This window comes from Rhodococcus sp. 14-2496-1d (genome assembly GCF_002259365.1).
Taxonomy (GTDB): Bacteria; Actinomycetota; Actinomycetes; order Mycobacteriales; family Mycobacteriaceae; genus Rhodococcoides.
The window spans coordinates 60,504-75,778 of the sequence record NZ_NPFV01000029.1; the positions used below are offsets into that span (position 1 = coordinate 60,504).

Consider the following 15,275-nt stretch of genomic DNA (forward strand, 5'->3'; position numbering starts at 1 on the left):
GTAAGCATATGCCGATGTGGCTTTTTTGAATCGTGATGCTGCTCATAGTCCGATTCGCCGTAAATGTCTGCCCGGCTGCGGCTTTCGACATTGCCCCGGTCGACCGCCCGCAGCCAGGACCGTTTGTCGCGACGCTCGGCGTGGCCGTCGCAACGCGACTTGTATGGTGAGGAAAGTAGTCACGTGCGTCACAGCGCTCACGCAGGAGTGGAACCTTCGGAACGACCCATGCGGTGGCGGTGCCCCCTCTCGATCGGAGAAGTGAATGTCGGACGTCCTCTCGCGACGCGACCTGGATTTTCTGCTGTACGAATGGTTGGACGTGGCGGCACTGACTGCTCGACCTCGGTTCGCAGAGCACTCGAAGGAGACCTTCGACGCGGTCCTCGATCTCAGCGCGGATATCGCCCGCAAGCACTTCGCGCCGCACAACAAGAAGGCGGACGCGCAGGAGCCGACGATGAACGCGGACGGTTCGGTGGAGCTGATACCGGAAGTGAAGGCAGCGCTCGATGTCTATGCGTCGGCGGGTTTGATCGCCGGGCAGTTCGACGAGTCGATCGGCGGCATGCAACTGCCAGCGACTGTCTCCCGGGCAGCGATGGCGTTCTTCCAGGCCGCCAACGCCGGGACCTCCTCGTACCCGTTTCTCACCATGGCCAACGCCAACCTGATCGCGACGTACGGCACGCCGGATCAGGTGCGAGATTACGTCCGTCCGATGCTGGACGGGCGCTGGTTCGGCACCATGTGTTTGTCGGAACCGCAGGCCGGCTCCTCACTGGCCGACATCACGACCAAAGCAGTACCGCAGGGCGACGGTAGCTTCCGAATCACCGGCACCAAGATGTGGATTTCGGGTGGAGATCACGAACTGACCGAGAACATCGTTCACCTGGTGCTCGCCAAGACGCCGGGCGGACCGCCGGGGGTCAAGGGAATCTCCCTGTTCATCGTTCCCAAATTCCTTCCCGATGGCAACGGGGGTACGGGCGAGCGCAACGACATCGTGCTCACCGGACTCAATCACAAGATGGGCAACCGCGGCACCACGAACACGCTGCTGGCGTTCGGCGACGGAACCCACTCTCCCGGTGGGCAACCCGGAGCGGTCGGCTTCCTCGTCGCCGAGGAGAACCGCGGATTGTCGTACATGTTCCACATGATGAACGAAGCGCGGATCGGCGTCGGATTCCTTGCGATAGCCCTCGGCTACGTCGGCTACCTGAAGTCGGTGGAGTATGCGAAGACCCGTACGCAGGGCCGACCACTCGGCGCCAAGGATCCGGCTGCACCTGCGGTCGCGCTGATCGAACACGCCGACGTTCGGCGAATGTTGTTGGCGCAGAAGTCCTACGTCGAAGGGGCGCTGGCGCTCGGACTCTACTGTTCGCGCCTGGTCGATCATCAGGACTCTGCGTCCGACGACGCCGAAGCAGCACGATCGACGTTGCTGCTCGACGTACTGACGCCGATCGCCAAGAGCTGGCCGTCGCAGTGGTGCCTCGAAGCCAACAGTCTGGCCATTCAGGTGCACGGCGGCTACGGATACACCCGCGACTACGACGTCGAACAGCACTACCGCGACAATCGACTCAACCCGATTCACGAAGGCACACACGGTATTCAAGGTCTGGATCTGCTCGGACGGAAGGTGATCATGCAGGGCGGCGCTGGATTGGCTCTGCTGGCCGAACACATCGGGCAGACAGTCGATCGTGCGCACTCGGGAGGCGGTGACGCTGCTCGTTACGCGGACGAACTGCACGCACGCGTCGGCAGAATCGTCGAGGTCACCGCTGCGGTGTGGGGCACCGGCGATGCCGCTGTGGCACTGGCCAACTCCACGGCGTACCTGGAGGCGATGGGGCACACGGTCATCGCCTGGATGTGGCTCGAGCAGTTGCTGGCCGTCGGCACGAAGACCGGAGACTTCTACGACGGAAAGCGTTCCGCAGCAAAATACTTCTACGTCTACGAATTGCCGAAGGTGGACGTCCAACTCGACCTGTTGGCGAAGCTGGACCGCACCACCCTCGATATGTCGCCCGCTTGGTTCTGATCAACAGTCACAAGGAGATTCACACATATGTCGATCTTGGACAAATTCCGCCTGGACGGTCGCGTCGTCATCGTCACCGGTGCATCCTCCGGACTGGGCGTGGCCTTCGCCAAAGCAGCCGCCGAGGCGGGAGCGGATGTGGTGCTCGCCGCACGGAGAGTGGACAAGTTGGCGCAGACCGCCGAGTTGATCGACAGCGTCGGAGGGCGCTCGGCCACGGTCGCCACCGACGTGGTCGACCCGGATCAGTGCACCGCGATGGTCGAGTCCGCGATGGCGGAGTTCGGGAAGGTGGACGTGCTGATCAACAACGCCGGAGTCGGCACGGCCTATCCGGCAACTCGTGAGACGCCCGAGCAGTTCCGCTCGGTGATCGACATCAACCTGAACGGTTCGTACTGGGCAGCTCAGGCCTGTGGACGGGTGATGGCACCCGGCAGTTCGATCGTGAACATCTCGAGCATTCTGGGGCTGACGACGGCGGGCCTACCGCAGGCGGCCTACAGCGCCAGCAAAGCGGCCATCGTCGGCCTCACCCGCGATCTCGCCCAGCAGTGGGGCGCACGTAAAGGCATCAGGGTCAACGCGATTGCGCCAGGATTCTTCCAGAGCGAGATGACGGACTCGTACCGGCCTGGATACCTCGACTCGATGGCTCCGCGAATGATCCTCGGACGCAAGGGTGATCCAGAGGAGCTGGCCGCAACCGCGATCTGGCTCGCCTCGGACGCCGGGGGATACGTGACGGGTCAGACCATCGCGGTCGACGGCGGGATCACGATCACCTGACCGCCGCTACGACGTTGCCGTCACCGCGATCCCTTCGCGGATCAGTCTGCGCGCAACCACGCATGCGTCCTCGGTGTCGAGGCCCGGCATCGAATCGAGGCGGCACGGAGCGCCCTTCATCAGGCTCTCGATCGCGTCGGCGCACTGAGACGGCAGCGTGACCGTTTTGTTCCTGAGCACCATCGATACGCCGTCGTTCGTGTGCGAGATCCGCGCGAAGATGCCGGGCCGCAATCGAATCGAGTTGTCGCCCCGCAGCGCACCCATCGCTGCGACGCTCGCCAGTGGACGGACCGGTTCCGGTCTGACGAGGTCGTCGTGACGATCTGCGACGCGTTCGGCGAGACGACGTACCGCGTCGGGGTCTCGGTCGATCTCGTCGAGCGCGGCGCGCATGGCGTCCACAACTCGGTGTACATGCGGGACGATGGACTCCGGGTCGGAGTGGTCGAGGCCGGCAGGGAGGGGAGCACGCAGACTCTCGACGTCGCCGAGCGCCTTCAGCACGTGGTGGGCGAGGTCGTAGTCGTTGTACGACGCGACGCCGATGGTCAAGTGCACGGAGGTGTCGCCGAGCGCCTGGGCAGAATGGATCCACCCGCGCGGCAGATAGAGCACGTCGCCGGGCTCGAGGACGACGTCCAGTTCGGGAGTGTTCGATGCATGGTCTTCGACGGCCGACCGTCGATCCGACCACGGTTGATTGTTGAGCGGATGCACGTGCACCGGCGAGTGAATGCTCCACCGCTTCGTCCCCGCGATCTGGACGACGAACACATCGTGCACGTCGTAGTGCGGTGAGAAGCCCTGGGACGCAGCCGGTGTGACGTACGAGTTCACCTGCACCGGATGACCCAGCTCGCGAACGAGATCGCCGACGAAATGAATCAGCGGTGGCCACAGCCGGTGGAGGCCCTGCAGAACCAGCGTGTTCCCGGCAGCGAACGCAGCCAGCACCGCACCCGAATCCACTTGATCGGTCACCTCTGCTCCGAACCCGCCGGAGGCCGTGAACTGCGTTTTGTCCAGCAAACGGCCGTCCTTGGCCATCCGCACGAACGGGGTACGCACACCGCGTTCGGCTATCAGCTCGTCCACTGCGTCGAGTGTCATCAGATCGTCGAACGACCCCGGCAGTTCGGCGGATCGGGTGAGTTTGGGTGCGGCTCCCCAGAACCGGTCTGCGAACTCCCCGAAGTCGGTACCGGTGAGACGACCGAGCGCGGACCGGTTTCCCGATCCGCGCTCGCCGCTCGGCTCAGTGCTCAAGCGGTGCCGTCCGCACCGCCGTCGTGCCCATTGGGGTTGGATCCGCCGTCGGCCGGGCCCTCGCCCGCACCGGCGGGGCCGTCTGCTCCGCCGTCGTGTCCGTCAGGATTGGATCCACCGTCGGCCGGCCCTTCACCGGCTCCGGCGGGGCCGTCTGCTCCGCCGTCATGACCACCGGGGTTCGATCCGCCGTCTGCGGGTCCCTCGCCTGCGGCTCCGCCCGTGGTGGTGATGTCGTCGTCGTTGATGCTCATCGAAGTCCTTCCGGTCGTAACGGTTCGTGTACCCGCGCAGCGCGAGAACACCGGGGGTATTGACGCAAACTCTGCTTCTCAAACAGCGGTCGCGCCGTGAATCTCAGGCAGAGTCGTCGGCGATCTCGGGCGCGTTCTCCCGCGTCGCCATCCCGCCTCCGCCGCCGCCGTCCACGGGCCCTGGTCGGCCGCCCTTCGGCGTGTCCGAGGCCTTCTCGGACTCGGTCGGGTTCTCGTTGTCGGTGTTCTCGTCGCGTCCCATGGTTCGACAGTAGACCGCCGCGAAGGCCGTGGGACCATGGAACGATGGATCGATCCCGAGCGCAGCACGTGGTGCTGCTCGACGACGAAGGCCGTGCCGTCGGCACACACGACAAGACCACCGTTCACACGCTGGACACGCCACTTCACCTGGCATTTTCCAGCTACGTGGTGAGAGCGGACGGCGCTGTTCTTCTCACGCGTAGGGCGTCGAGCAAGACGACGTGGCCAGGGGTGCTGACCAATACGTGTTGTGGCCACCCGGCTCCGGGAGAGAAGCTCGACGATGCAGTGCTGCGCCGGATCGGTGAAGAACTCGGCCTTCGTGCGGAATCTGCCGAGTTGGTACTGCCGCACTTCCGGTACCGGGCCGTCATGGACAACGGAATTGTCGAGAACGAGATATGTCCGGTGTACCGAGTGCAAGTCGACGAGCACGCGACACTCGATCCGGATCCGGCCGAGGTGGACGAGACTCGATGGGTGTCGTGGCGTGAGTTCTCCGCAGGGGTGCTCGGCGGCACGATCGATGTATCACCTTGGTGCCGAACGCAGGTGGAGCAGTTGACTGCTCTGGCCGACGAGCCACTCGGCTGGCCTGCGTCGCCGGACGACCTGCTACCACCCGCCGCCCGGCCCGCCGATACCCGCTGATCTCGCCGGGCCTCTAGGGTTCGTACTGTGACTGACGACGATTCGGGTAGGCCGAACGAGGACCTGCTCGATCGAGCGTCCATCGCGCGCGAACTCGGCCGTTTCTCCCATCGCACCGCCGAATCCGGCGGACTGCGCGCCGCTGCCGTCGCCGTTGCGGTCGGTGGACCGCCGGGGGACAGGCGCATGCTCTTGACGAGGCGGCCGGATCGGTTGCGCGCGCATCCGGGCCAGTACGCGTTGCCCGGCGGCGGGGTGGACCCGGGCGAATCCACGATGCAGGCCTGTTTGCGGGAACTGGCCGAGGAGTTGGGGATTCGAGCCGAGGAGACCGACGTTCTCGGAAGGTTGGACGACTACGTCACTCGATCCGGGTATGTCATCACTCCGTTCGTGGTGTGGGTCGGCGATTACTCGTCCACGTTGTTGCCCAGTGAGGACGAAGTGGCCGAAGTGTTCGAGGTGACGGTCGACGAACTCGACGTCGACGCCCAGTTCGTGTCGATTCCGGAATCGACACGTCCGGTCATTCGCTGGCCGTACCGAACCGGGGCCATCCATGCTCCGACCGGTGCGATCGTCCACCAGTTTCGTGAGGTGGCGCTGCACGGTCGACACACCCGAGTCGCGGACTTCGAGCAGCCGGTGTTCGCGTGGCGCTAACGTGGCCGCAGGCCCGGTGCGCACACCGCGGCGAGCAGGACGACAAGGAGGTGATCGCCGATGACGAACGACCGTGAGCTCGAGGTATCGGATCGCATCGCGACCATTCCCAACCTGCTCAGCGCAATCCGTCTGTTGGGCGTTCCGCTGTTCCTCTACCTGATGCTGGGCCCCGAGGCCGATGGGTGGGCGTTGGTGATACTGCTCGTCAGCGGTGGAACCGATTGGCTCGACGGCAAATTGGCTCGCATGCTCGGCCAGGCATCGAAGCTGGGTGCCATTCTCGATCCGCTGGTCGATCGGCTCTACGTCGTCAGCACTCTGGTGGCGTTCGTTCTGCGCGGCATCATTCCCTGGTGGGTTGCGGCCATACTCATCGGGCGCGACGCCGTGCTCGGATTGACGATGTTCGTCTACCGCCGCCGGTCTCTTCCGCCTCCGGACGTCATCTATCTCGGTAAGGCCGCCACGTTCGTGGTGATGATCGCGCTGCCGGTCCTGCTGGTATCGGCCGGCAGCAATTCGGTGGCGGACGCCGCGGGACCGCTCGGATACGCGTTGCTGATCTGGGGCACGGCGCTGTACACCTGGACCGGTCTGTTGTATCTCGGCAAAGCGATCGCCGTCGCCAGGGCAATCGATCCGACTGTTGCCGGCACCTGACGGTGGAGCCCGCGGAACGACCAGGGCGGTCGAGTTCACAGGTCAGGAGGAATCCGGTCCCGTCGTTGTTGACGTCGTTGCTGACCGACCATCTGGACCCGGTATACGACGCCGCGGCCGCCGAACGTACTGCGCAGCACACCCGCAAGCCGCGGGTTCCTGCGGCGTTCTGGTTGTTGGGGGGTGCCGTCGTCGTCGGGGTGATCTTCGGCATCGCGTTCTCGCAACTGGCGTCCGGTGCAGCCGATGTCGACCGTGCGGGTGCCGATGCGTCGGCTGCTGTTCGAGCCGCGCAGGATCGCAGCGCCGATTTGGAAGTGACGCAGCAGGCCCTGGCCGAAGAAGTGTCCTCGGAGCGTGAGAGAGCCCTTCGGTCCGATGTCTCGGGCAGTGCGCTGCTGGAACGGTTGAGTGCTGTCGAGTCCGCTGCTGGCATCGATCGGGTGTCCGGACCTGGGCTCTCGGTCGTCGTCACCGAACCGGTTGTCGAGGACGACACGTCGGATCGGTCGGTTCGCCGGGGTTCGGGCGCAGCCGTGCTCGATCGGGACATCGCTGCGATCGTCAATTCGTTGTGGGCGAGCGGGGCGGAGGCGGTATCGGTGGACGGTGTTCGAGTCGGACCGAACGTCACCATCCGGCAGGCGGGTGGGGCGATGCTGCTGGACAATCGCCCGATCGACTCACCGTACGAGATCGACGCGATCGGGCCGCCGCAGCGTATTCAGGTCCAGTTCGTCGTCAGCGACGCCTATCTGCGGATGAGTACGGTGGCGCAGTTGTACGGCGTCGGATTCACGGTGCGCCCGGCCACCGATCTCGAACTCGGTCCCGCTGCTGTGAGAGAGTCGTTCGAGGCAGAGGAGGCAGGCCCACGATGACGGAGCACGATCCACCGAATGCCGTACCGGCCGAGTCCGAGGCGCAGGTGTCGTCGGATGCGCCGATCACTCCGACCCACGGTGTCTATGCCCTCGCAGCGATCGCCGCACTGGTGGTCGGCGTCGTCATCGGGACGGTCGCGGGTCCTCAGGTTCCCGCTGTGGTTGCGCCGTATCTGCCGATCGCCGTCGTCGCGGCGATCGACGCAGTGTTCGGTGGTGTACGGGCTTTCCTCGACGGAATCTTCGACGCCAAGGTGTTCGTGATTTCGTTCGTGTTCAACGTCCTGGTCGCGGCCTTGATCGTGTGGCTCGGTGACCAGCTCGGAGTGGGAACTCAGCTGTCCACGGCAATCGTCGTCGTCCTCGGAATTCGTATCTTCGGCAATGCTGCCGCCCTACGCCGACGTCTGTTCGGTGCCTAGACCATGACGGCAGGCGGCGGTCGACACGGATGGCGTGCGCGGCGTCCCGAGGCAGAAGGGCGAAGGCGCGGAGCGGTATTCGGCTTTCTGGCGCTCGCGCTGCTGTGCGTCCTGGGAATCGGCCTCGCAACGCAGGTACGAGAGACGAGCACGACCGATGGCCTGGAGAACTCCCGGCCCGAGGACCTTCTGGTCGTCCTGGACACCCTGACCCGACGCGAGGCGTCCATCCGGGACGAGATCGGCACCCTGCAGGCCACCCTGGCGACACTGCGTCAGTCCGGTTCGGGATCGGAGGCAGCAGTGGCGGAAGCGCAGGAGCGACTGTCCGCGTTGTCGATTCAAGTCGGCACCGTCGCGGCCCAGGGGCCGGGGGTGACAGTGGTGATCGAGGACCCCAATTCGGGCGTGGGATCGGACGTGCTGCTCGACGCGATGCAGGAGTTGCGCGCGGCCGGTGCCGAAGCACTCCAGCTCGAGGGCGGCGGCAATGCCGTGCGCATCGGTGTCGACTCGTGGATCGCCGGTTCTGCGGGTCGGGTGGTGGTCGACGGGCGAGAACTGCGTGCCCCGTACACCTTCACTGTCATCGGAGACCCGCCGACTCTCGCATCGGCACTGAACATTCCCGGAGGGGTCGTGGACACGGTGACTCGCAACGGTGCAACGACGAACATCGCGCAGTCGGACCAGGTCACGGTGTCCGCCTTGCGGGACCCGCGCCCGCGTCAATACGCTCAGCCCGGAAACTGACCGCCTGATTGCCCCGGGCCACGATCGAAGGGAATGCCGCGTTGAGCGACATCGACACACCAGCTGATCTGTACTACACCCCCGAGCACGAGTGGGTGCAGCGCACGGGGCCTGCAACGGTGCGGATCGGTATCACCGATTTCGCGCAGTCGCAGTTGGGCGACGTGGTGTTCGTTCAGCTTCCCTCCATCGGCGACACCGTCACCGCGGGCGAGTCTCTCGGCGAGGTCGAATCCACCAAGAGTGTCTCCGACGTGTTCAGCCCTCTGACCGCGAAAGTGGTTGCCGTGAACCAGGATCTGGACGGCGAGCCGGAGAAGGTGAATTCGGGCCCCTACACCGGAGGCTGGCTGATCGACCTCGAGGTTTCGACACCGGAGGAGTTGGACGCGGCACTGGCGCAGATGCTCGATGCCGCCGGATATGCTCTCATCACGGCCGAGTGATCGGCCGGCTGTCGACACCGGCCAACAGGCCACACGGCCCCCGCCGCGCAGGGTACGGTCGACACCGAGCGAATACCCTGTCGGGGCGAAGGTCCAGCAAGCTGTACGACGCTACGCACCACCGAACGCCAAGCAACACCCGATGTGAAGACCATGTACTGCGTTACCCGCGGCGATCGCTGCCTCGGGTGAACGGACTGAGAAGGAGTAACGGTGAGCCAGAACGACAACGACAGCAACTATGGGGAGTCACCGGCAGAGACCACCTCGGTCTTCCGCGCGGATTTCCTGCAGGAGCTGGACAACTCCGCGGCCACCCAGAGCACCGAAGCTCCGGTATCGGGTGTCGAGGGGTTGCCTGTCGGTGCCGCGCTGCTCGTCGTCAAGCGGGGACCCAACGCCGGGTCACGGTTCCTGCTCGACCAGCCGACCACTTCGGCCGGTCGGCACCCCGACAGTGACATCTTCCTCGACGATGTCACCGTCAGCCGTCGGCACGCCGAGTTCCGGCAGGACGAGGACGACTTCCAGGTCGTGGACGTCGGCAGCCTCAACGGCACGTACGTCAACCGGGAGCCGGTCGACTCGGCCGTGCTGGCAAACGGTGACGAGGTCCAGATCGGCAAGTTCCGGCTGGTGTTCCTCACCGGACCGCGCGGTGGCAACGGATCTCAGGTCGGCGACACGTCTGCGGGTGCAGGAAGCCAGTGACCGCCGTCGGGCAGCAGTCCAACGGGGGGATGTCGATTGGCTCCGTCCTCGATCGACTTCGGCCCGACTTTCCTGATGTCACCATCTCGAAGATCAGATTCCTCGAAGCCGAGGGTCTGATTTCGCCGGAGCGCACACCCTCGGGGTACCGACGGTTCTCCATCGCGGACTGCGAGCGTCTGCGCTTCGTACTGACCGCGCAGCGCGATCAGTACCTGCCGCTCAAGGTCATCAAGGAACAGCTCGAAGCCATCGACCACGGGGTCGCCACCGTGGAACGGGCCGACGCGACGGTCAAGCGTCCGCGGTCGCTCACGGTCGCTGCCGGTGAGGTGTCGCCCGAGGAGTTTCTGCCCGATCGAGAGGTTCGTATCGCCAAGGCAGACCTCCTCGCTCAGGCGGGGATCGACGATGCGTTTCTGACCGAGCTGCTGCGAGCCGGTTTGATCACTCCCGGGCAGGCCGGTTTCTACGACGACGGAGCGGTGACGCTCGCCCGAACCGCACACGCGATGTTGCAGTTCGGTCTCGAAGTGCGCCACCTTCGAGCGTTCAAGCTCGCGGCGGACCGCGAAGCCGGGTTGGTTGCGCAGATCGCCGGACCCGTTGCCAAGGGCCGAGACGCCGGTGCGCGCGATCGCGCGGAGGAAATGATCCGTGAGTTGGCCGCACTGTCCTTGACCTTGCACACCTGTCTCGTCAAAGCGGCGGTGCGCGGTGCGCTCGACCGGTGACGCGCTCTCGTGTCGTTTCGAATTCCAATAGACTGGGCTGAGCCGGTCTTCAGCGCAGTCCGGATTTCTCGAGTTGAGAGGCAGACACGATGAGTGAGATGCGTGTGGTCGGTATTCGTGTCGAACAACCGCAGAACCAGCCCGTGTTGCTGTTGCGTGAGGCCGACGGCGACCGGTACCTCCCGATCTGGATCGGTCAAACAGAGGCTGCTGCAATCGCTTTGGAGCAGCAGGGCGTCCAACCTGCTCGGCCTCTCACCCACGATCTCGTCAAGGACTTGATCTCGGCACTGGGGCACCAGCTCAAGGAGGTGCGCATCGTCGATCTGCAGGAGGGCACCTTCTACGCCGATCTCGTGTTCGACAAGGACATCAGAGTCTCCGCTCGGCCGTCGGATTCGGTTGCCATCGCACTTCGGGCCGGGGTGCCGATCTTCGCCGAGGAGCCCGTGTTGGCCGAAGCCGGGTTGATCATGCCCGACGAGCGCGAGGACGAGGTCGAGAAGTTCAAGGAGTTCCTCGAATCCGTGTCTCCCGACGACTTCAAAGCCACCGACGGGTAACAGAAGAGTCTCAACCTCAACTTTAGGTTCAGGTTTACGGCGCGTTGCGTTGAATCTGCACGATCGTCCCCATAACGTTCGTGCCAGTGAAGTTCATCGCCGCTGCTGGTCCGATCCGGTGCAGTTCACGCCTCTTCGACAGCTGCCGAGGCGTACTCTGGCCTGGTACACGGTATGACTTCACGCGAGTACACCGAGACATCTCCAGTGTCTCGGACGGATCGCAGTACTGACTCGATCCGAACGCAGTGAGACATCCGAGAGGGAGCAGTCAGTGGGAGATCAGCCGCAGCAGCATCACGGCAGTCGAGAGTCCGCAGCCGCAGGCCGGACCGAGGACACGCCCGTCGGTGCCGATGCTCGGGTCGACACCTCCGACCAGGCGTCGAACGCCCGAATCGAAGCGCCCCAGGACATTCAACCGGGATTGTTCCCCGACGACTCCGTGCCCGACGAACTCGTGGGCTACCGCGTGCCGAGTGCCTGCCAGATCGCCGGCATCACGTACCGCCAGCTCGATTACTGGGCCCGCACCGGGCTGGTCGTGCCATCCATCCGCGGCGCAGCGGGGTCGGGAAGCCAGCGGCTGTATTCGTTCAAGGACATGCTCGTCCTCAAGATCGTCAAGCGCCTGCTCGATACCGGGATCTCGCTGCAGAACATCCGCGTCGCCGTCGACCACCTTCGCCAGCGCGGTGTGGGCGACCTCGCCAACATCACGCTGTTCTCGGACGGCACCACCGTGTACGAGTGCACGTCGGCAGAAGAAGTGGTCGACCTCCTCCAAGGCGGGCAGGGCGTGTTCGGTATCGCCGTGAACGGCGCGATGCGCGAGCTCACCGGCACCATCGCCGACTTCCCGGCCGAACGAGCCGACGGCGGTGAAAGCCAGTCGAGCCCCGAGGACGAGCTGGCGTCGCGCCGCAAGAATCGCGCGAGCCGCAAGACCGGCTAGACTTTCCTCGTCGCGCCCGCGCGGGAGAGTTCCGAGGCACCCAGTCTCGGACGCCGAAGGAGCAACACCTCCCCGTCAATCTCTCAGGCACACGGACCGTGTGGGCTTCGACAACTCTGGAAAGTGGTGGGAGCACCCACCCGCCCAAGGGGAAAGGTGCCGGCGCGCTTGTCTGGCGCGCCGTGTCCGACCGAATCTCTCAGGCGCGCGCGTCAGCGGGCACACGACAGAGGGGGAGGAGCGGCCGGAGCGCATGCCTCGGTCGTCCGACGCCTCGTCTTTCCGGCACCTGGGAGCACATCGTGACCGACCGAACCGCCTCGTCCGCACACACTTTCGTCGACCGCCACATCGGCCCCGACGCCACCGAGTTGGTCCGCATCCTCGACACGATCGGCGTCGACAGTCTCGACGAGCTGGCCCGCAAGGCCGTTCCGTCGTCCATCCTCGACACCGTGGTCGACGGCGTTCCCGAGGGCATGGCAACACTGTCGCCTGCCCTGAGCGAGCACGAGGTACTCGCCGCACTGGCCGAGCTCGCCGGGCAGAACACCGTGGCGACGTCGATGATCGGCCTCGGGTACTACGACACGTTGACCCCGCCGGTGCTGACCCGGGGAATTCTGGAGAATCCGGCCTGGTACACCGCGTACACGCCGTATCAGCCCGAAATCAGCCAGGGGCGGCTGGAAGCACTGCTGAACTTCCAGACCATGGTCGCCGACCTCACCGGCATGGACGTGGCGAATGCGTCGATGCTCGACGAGTCGACGGCCGCCGCCGAATCCATGACCTTGATGCGGCGCGCGAACAGAGCTTCCAAGTCCCCTCGGCTACTGGTCGATTCCGACATCTTTCCGCAGACCGAGGCCGTATTGGCCACTCGCGCCGAGCCGTTGGGGATCGAACTGGTCTACGCCGATCTGGCCGACGGCCTGCCCGACGGGGAATTTTTTGGTGTGCTGGCGCAGCTGCCGGGAGCATCGGGCCGTCTGGTCGATCACACGGCGACGATCGAGGCCGCGCACGAACGTGGCGCGTTGGTTGCCGTGGGAGTGGACCTGCTGGCCGCCACCGTGGTGACTCCGCCCGGTGAGATCGGCGCGGACGTCTGCTTCGGAACCACCCAGCGGTTCGGTGTCCCGATGGGATACGGCGGACCGCACGCCGGCTACCTCGCAGTGCGGTCAGGTCATTCCCGTCAGCTACCCGGCCGACTGGTCGGGGTCTCGCTCGACGCGGACGGCCACCGCGCCTACCGTCTGGCGCTGCAGACCCGCGAGCAGCACATCCGCCGCGAGAAGGCGACCTCCAACATCTGTACCGCTCAGGTCCTGCTGGCCATCGTCGCCGCGATGTACGCCAGCTACCACGGCGCAGACGGATTGCGGGCCATAGCGACTCGGGTGAATGTGCATGCTCGAAACGTGGCCGCAGGTCTGCGAGAGGCAGGCATCGACGTGGTGCACTCGGAATTCTTCGACACCGTCCTCGCGTCGATCCCGGGCAGGGCCGAGGCCGTCGTCGACGATGCCAAGCAACGCGGCATCAATCTGCGGTTGGTCGACGCCGACCACGTCGCCGTAGCGTGCGACGAGGCGACGACACCCGAGCACATCGCGAACGCACTCGCAGCGTTCGGTGCAGAAACCGCCGGTGCCGGAGCCGAGTCGTTGCCGGCGAACATGACGCGCACCTCGGAATACCTCACGCACCCGGCATTCACCCGGTACCGGACCGAGACGGCCATGCTGCGCTACCTGCGCGCGTTGTCCGACAAGGACATCGCTCTCGATCGCAGCATGATTCCACTCGGTTCGTGCACGATGAAGCTGAACGCAACCGCGGAGATGGAGTCCATCACCTGGCCGCAGTTCGCCCGTCAGCACCCCTTCGCTCCGTCCTCGGACGTGCCCGGTCTCCTGAGGGTGATCGCCGACCTGGAACGGTGGCTGGTGGACATCACCGGCTACGACGCGGTCAGCCTGCAGCCGAATGCCGGCAGCCAAGGCGAATACGCGGGACTGCTCGCCATACGTCGCTACCACCTCGGCAACGGCGACGCCGAACGCACCGTCTGCCTGATCCCGTCGAGTGCCCACGGCACCAACGCAGCCTCGGCGGTGATGGTGGGTATGCGCGTCGTCGTCGTGGCCTGCCGTCCCAACGGTGACGTCGACGTCGACGACCTGCGCGCCAAGATCGCCGAGCACGCCGACACCCTCGCCGCGATCATGATCACCTATCCCTCGACCCACGGCGTGTACGAGCACGAGATCTCCGAGATCTGTGCAGCGGTCCACGACGCAGGCGGTCAGGTGTACGTCGACGGTGCCAACCTCAACGCCCTCGTCGGTTTGGCGCGCCCCGGCCGATTCGGCGGCGACGTCAGCCACCTGAACCTGCACAAGACATTCTGCATCCCGCACGGAGGCGGCGGGCCCGGTGTGGGACCGATCGGTGTGCGGTCGCATCTGCAGCCGTACCTGCCGGGGCATCCACTGGCCCCACAGCTCGGTTCGGGACCGACGGTGTCCGGTGCCCCGTACGGCAGTGCCTCGATCCTGACGATCACCTGGGCCTACATCGCGATGATGGGTGCGACGGGACTTCGGCAGGCGACGTTGACTGCCATCGCGTCGGCCAACTACATCGCCCGCCGCCTCGACGAGTACTTCCCGGTTCTGTACACCGGCGACAACGGCATGGTCGCCCACGAGTGCATTCTCGATCTGCGAGGGTTGACCAAGGACACCGGAGTCACTGTCGACGACGTTGCGAAAAGATTGGCGGACTACGGTTTCCACGCGCCCACGATGAGCTTCCCGGTGCCCGGAACACTGATGGTCGAGCCGACCGAGAGCGAGAACTTCGAGGAGATCGACGCGTTCTGCGACGCGATGATCGCCATCAGGGGAGAGATCGATCGCGTCGGATCGGGCGAATGGACCGTCGAGGACAACCCACTTCGAGGCGCACCGCACACCGCTCGGAGCCTGGCCGCCGAATGGGATCACCCGTATTCACGGGAACTCGCTGCTTACCCCGCGGGCTACGACCGACCGAAGGTATGGCCCGCGGTGCGACGCATCGACGGTGCACACGGTGATCGCAACCTGGTGTGCTCGTGCCCACCGATCGAGGCGTTCGCCTGAGCCTGGAACATTGCCCGCCACGTCGGCGTGGCGGGCT

The 15,275-nt window shown here is 65.2% G+C and carries 17 protein-coding genes and 1 riboswitch; of the genes, 14 read left to right on the forward strand and 3 right to left on the reverse strand.

Annotated features, from left to right (window positions below; all coding sequences use genetic code 11):
* The first annotated feature begins 265 nt into the window (after positions 1-265).
* The gene (locus tag CH296_RS21790; protein ID WP_094685745.1) at positions 266-2,062 is read left to right on the forward strand and encodes an acyl-CoA dehydrogenase; all 1,797 of its coding nucleotides are present in this window, start codon (positions 266-268) and stop codon (positions 2,060-2,062) included.
* A gap of 27 nt (positions 2,063-2,089) precedes the next feature.
* Positions 2,090-2,851 (forward strand): SDR family NAD(P)-dependent oxidoreductase, encoded by a 762-nt coding sequence (locus tag CH296_RS21795; RefSeq protein ID WP_094685746.1) that lies wholly within the window; start codon positions 2,090-2,092, stop codon positions 2,849-2,851.
* 6 nt (positions 2,852-2,857) lie between these two features.
* Here the strand turns inward: CH296_RS21795 and CH296_RS21800 are convergent, their stop codons facing one another.
* From CH296_RS21800 to CH296_RS29060, 3 genes are all read right to left on the reverse strand, one after another.
* The gene (locus tag CH296_RS21800; protein ID WP_094685747.1) at positions 2,858-4,120 is read right to left on the reverse strand and encodes a cupin domain-containing protein; all 1,263 of its coding nucleotides are present in this window, start codon (positions 4,118-4,120) and stop codon (positions 2,858-2,860) included.
* Entirely contained in the window at positions 4,117-4,374 is a 258-nt protein-coding gene (locus CH296_RS21805) for a hypothetical protein (protein ID WP_032398144.1), read from the reverse strand. The genes CH296_RS21800 and CH296_RS21805 overlap by 4 nt, the downstream gene beginning before the upstream one ends.
* Before the next feature lie 103 nt (positions 4,375-4,477).
* Positions 4,478-4,636 (reverse strand): hypothetical protein, encoded by a 159-nt coding sequence (locus CH296_RS29060; RefSeq protein ID WP_179275515.1) that lies wholly within the window; start codon positions 4,634-4,636, stop codon positions 4,478-4,480.
* Positions 4,637-4,680: 44 nt separating this feature from the next.
* Between CH296_RS29060 and idi the strand changes: the two genes are divergently transcribed.
* The 12 genes from idi to gcvP all read left to right on the forward strand — a co-directional run bounded on the left by idi (position 4,681) and on the right by gcvP (position 15,238).
* On the forward strand, positions 4,681-5,289 hold the full coding sequence (gene idi, locus CH296_RS21810; protein ID WP_045195088.1) for an isopentenyl-diphosphate Delta-isomerase: 609 nt from the start codon (positions 4,681-4,683) through the stop codon (positions 5,287-5,289).
* A 27-nt stretch (positions 5,290-5,316) separates the two neighbouring features.
* Positions 5,317-5,952 (forward strand): CoA pyrophosphatase, encoded by a 636-nt coding sequence (locus tag CH296_RS21815; RefSeq protein WP_094638040.1) that lies wholly within the window; start codon positions 5,317-5,319, stop codon positions 5,950-5,952.
* Between the two features lie 60 nt (positions 5,953-6,012).
* On the forward strand, positions 6,013-6,615 hold the full coding sequence (locus CH296_RS21820; RefSeq protein ID WP_094629433.1) for a CDP-alcohol phosphatidyltransferase family protein: 603 nt from the start codon (positions 6,013-6,015) through the stop codon (positions 6,613-6,615).
* A 65-nt stretch (positions 6,616-6,680) separates the two neighbouring features.
* Positions 6,681-7,496, forward strand: a complete 816-nt coding sequence (locus CH296_RS21825) for a DUF881 domain-containing protein (RefSeq protein ID WP_256980536.1) — start codon at positions 6,681-6,683, stop codon at positions 7,494-7,496.
* Positions 7,493-7,921: a small basic family protein gene (locus CH296_RS21830; protein WP_094685748.1), complete on the forward strand. Its 429-nt coding sequence runs from the start codon at positions 7,493-7,495 to the stop codon at positions 7,919-7,921. The genes CH296_RS21825 and CH296_RS21830 overlap by 4 nt, the downstream gene beginning before the upstream one ends.
* A 3-nt stretch (positions 7,922-7,924) precedes the next feature.
* Entirely contained in the window at positions 7,925-8,674 is a 750-nt protein-coding gene (locus CH296_RS21835) for a DUF881 domain-containing protein (RefSeq protein WP_094685749.1), read from the forward strand.
* Between the two features lie 41 nt (positions 8,675-8,715).
* Positions 8,716-9,120 (forward strand): glycine cleavage system protein GcvH, encoded by a 405-nt coding sequence (gene gcvH, locus CH296_RS21840; RefSeq protein ID WP_045195096.1) that lies wholly within the window; start codon positions 8,716-8,718, stop codon positions 9,118-9,120.
* Between the two features lie 213 nt (positions 9,121-9,333).
* Positions 9,334-9,831, forward strand: coding sequence for an FHA domain-containing protein (locus CH296_RS21845; protein ID WP_032398138.1), 498 nt, complete (start codon positions 9,334-9,336; stop codon positions 9,829-9,831).
* Positions 9,828-10,565 carry a MerR family transcriptional regulator gene (locus CH296_RS21850; RefSeq protein ID WP_032398137.1) on the forward strand — a complete coding sequence of 246 codons (738 nt, stop codon included), beginning with the start codon at positions 9,828-9,830 and terminating at the stop codon, positions 10,563-10,565. The genes CH296_RS21845 and CH296_RS21850 overlap by 4 nt, the downstream gene beginning before the upstream one ends.
* Positions 10,566-10,654: 89 nt before the next feature.
* Complete coding sequence (locus CH296_RS21855) at positions 10,655-11,128, forward strand: bifunctional nuclease family protein (protein WP_045195099.1); 474 nt, start codon at positions 10,655-10,657, stop codon at positions 11,126-11,128.
* A gap of 397 nt (positions 11,129-11,525) precedes the next feature.
* On the forward strand, positions 11,526-12,083 hold the full coding sequence (locus CH296_RS21860) for a MerR family transcriptional regulator (protein ID WP_052050517.1): 558 nt from the start codon (positions 11,526-11,528) through the stop codon (positions 12,081-12,083).
* 11 nt (positions 12,084-12,094) lie between these two features.
* Positions 12,095-12,192: riboswitch (glycine riboswitch) on the forward strand.
* A 193-nt stretch (positions 12,193-12,385) separates the two neighbouring features.
* Positions 12,386-15,238, forward strand: a complete 2,853-nt coding sequence (gene gcvP, locus CH296_RS21865; protein ID WP_094685750.1) for an aminomethyl-transferring glycine dehydrogenase — start codon at positions 12,386-12,388, stop codon at positions 15,236-15,238.
* Positions 15,239-15,275: the final 37 nt, after the last annotated feature.

What these genes read in the sequence shown, in the direction of transcription:
- CH296_RS21795 (WP_094685746.1), top strand. Translation starts at nt 2,090, where the DNA reads ATGTCGATCTTGGACAAATTCCGCCTGGACGGTCGCGTCGTCATCGTC.
- CH296_RS29060 (WP_179275515.1), bottom strand. Translation starts at nt 4,636, where the DNA reads ATGGGACGCGACGAGAACACCGACAACGAGAACCCGACCGAGTCCGAG.
- CH296_RS21790 (WP_094685745.1), top strand. Translation starts at nt 266, where the DNA reads ATGTCGGACGTCCTCTCGCGACGCGACCTGGATTTTCTGCTGTACGAA.
- CH296_RS21820 (WP_094629433.1), top strand. Translation starts at nt 6,013, where the DNA reads ATGACGAACGACCGTGAGCTCGAGGTATCGGATCGCATCGCGACCATT.
- CH296_RS21855 (WP_045195099.1), top strand. Translation starts at nt 10,655, where the DNA reads ATGAGTGAGATGCGTGTGGTCGGTATTCGTGTCGAACAACCGCAGAAC.
- CH296_RS21805 (WP_032398144.1), bottom strand. Translation starts at nt 4,374, where the DNA reads ATGAGCATCAACGACGACGACATCACCACCACGGGCGGAGCCGCAGGC.
- idi (WP_045195088.1), top strand. Translation starts at nt 4,681, where the DNA reads ATGGATCGATCCCGAGCGCAGCACGTGGTGCTGCTCGACGACGAAGGC.
- CH296_RS21830 (WP_094685748.1), top strand. Translation starts at nt 7,493, where the DNA reads ATGACGGAGCACGATCCACCGAATGCCGTACCGGCCGAGTCCGAGGCG.
- CH296_RS21835 (WP_094685749.1), top strand. Translation starts at nt 7,925, where the DNA reads ATGACGGCAGGCGGCGGTCGACACGGATGGCGTGCGCGGCGTCCCGAG.